Here is a 1477-nt window from a genome sequence, read left to right on the forward strand (position 1 = left end):
GATCAGCACCCTCGGTTCCCCGGGCGGGCCGACCACGCCGGGGTGGCCGGTGGGGTCGCCGACCCGTGCGGCTGCTGCTGCCGGCATACGGTCCACTCCTGTTCCGTGCGGGGCGGATGGGTCAGTTGAGCTTGATCAGCGGGGCGTTGACCGACAGGGAACCGCCGCTCCTCACGTCGGTGCGCCGGGTGCCGTCGACCGTGATCTGGGCGCCCTGGACCTCCACGGCGCCCTGGGTGGAGAGCGCGACCCTGCCGTTGCCGCCGTCCAGGGACACCCCGTTGCGGGACGTCAGGGTGACGCTGTCGCCCGTGAGTTCGAGCGCGCCGCGTCCGGCGTCCAGCGTGACCCCGCCGGCCGAGCTGATGGCGACCTGCTCGGTGGCCTCGATCGTCACGCTGCCGTCGCTGTGGACGACGACGGCGGTGCCCTTGCGGTCCAGGTCGATCGTGAGCTTGCCGTCGCCGGTGCTGAGCCTGACCCCCTGCGGGCCGTCGGCCGCGTCCAGCAGCTCCAGCCGGTTGCCGCTCCTGGACGCGAAGGCGCGGCGGTTCACGGCTCCGGTGGTGGGGTCGACCAGCCCTTCGCCGCCGGAAGAACCGGAGGAACCGGAAGAACCGGAGAAACCGGCCGTGGCGGCCCCACCGGCGGCCGCTGACGCGGCGGCCGCGGAACCGGAGGCGCCGGACGCGGCTGCGGGACCTCCGCCGCCGGGCCGGTCCTGTCCGTTGTAGAGGCCCGCCAGCACGTAGGGCCGGTCCAGCTGTCCGTGCTCGAAGCCGACCAGCACCTCGTCGCCGACCTCCGGGATGAACGCCTCGCCACCGCCCGTGCCGCCCGACTGCGCCGTACGCGCCCAGTCGCTCGCGTACTCGTCGGAGAGCCACGGGAAGCGGACCTTCACCCGGCCCGAGCCCTCCGGGTCCTGGGTGTCCGTCACCGTGCCGCTGACCAGCCCGGCGAAGCGCGAGCCGCCACCCGGCCCGTTACCGGCCCCCTGCCCGCCGCCTCCGGTCAGTCCGAAGAGGGAACGCTCCTGCTGGCCGGAGACGGTGATCCAGGTCTCGTACCCGCGTACGGCGTCGAAGACATGGCGTGAGGTGGTGACGGTGTACCGGCCCTCAAAGGGCGCGCCCACCGCGTTCAGCGCCACCGCGCTGCCCGCCCTGACCTCCGGGTTCCCCCGGATCACCGCCTCCAGCTCGGCGAAGGAGCCGGCGATGCGCTCCGCCAGTGCCTTGGCGGCCTGGTCGACCTGGGCCTGGGTCCCGTACGCCGTGTCGGTGACGACGAACCGTGCCTCGCCGAACGGTTCCGACACCTCCGCCGCACTCACCCCGAGCTCCAGCGTCGGGGACGTGCCGGCCGGGGCCCTGCCCACCAGCGGCTGCTTCGCCCGGACGTCCCAGCCGCGCACCTCGACCTCGGAGACCTGCTCGGCGGCCGAGACCCCGGCGCGGCAGCGCAGCAGATTGCT

General features: G+C 74.0%; 1 protein-coding gene. It reads right to left on the minus strand.

Annotated elements, in window-relative coordinates:
- Positions 1-121 precede the first annotated feature (121 nt).
- Positions 122-1477: VgrG-related protein (locus tag IH13_RS0100445; RefSeq protein ID WP_031080000.1), on the minus strand; the 1356-nt coding region annotated here is incomplete at its 5' end.

It is taken from the genome of Streptomyces sp. NRRL WC-3549, assembly GCF_000721935.1.
Taxonomy (GTDB): Bacteria; Actinomycetota; Actinomycetes; order Streptomycetales; family Streptomycetaceae; genus Streptomyces.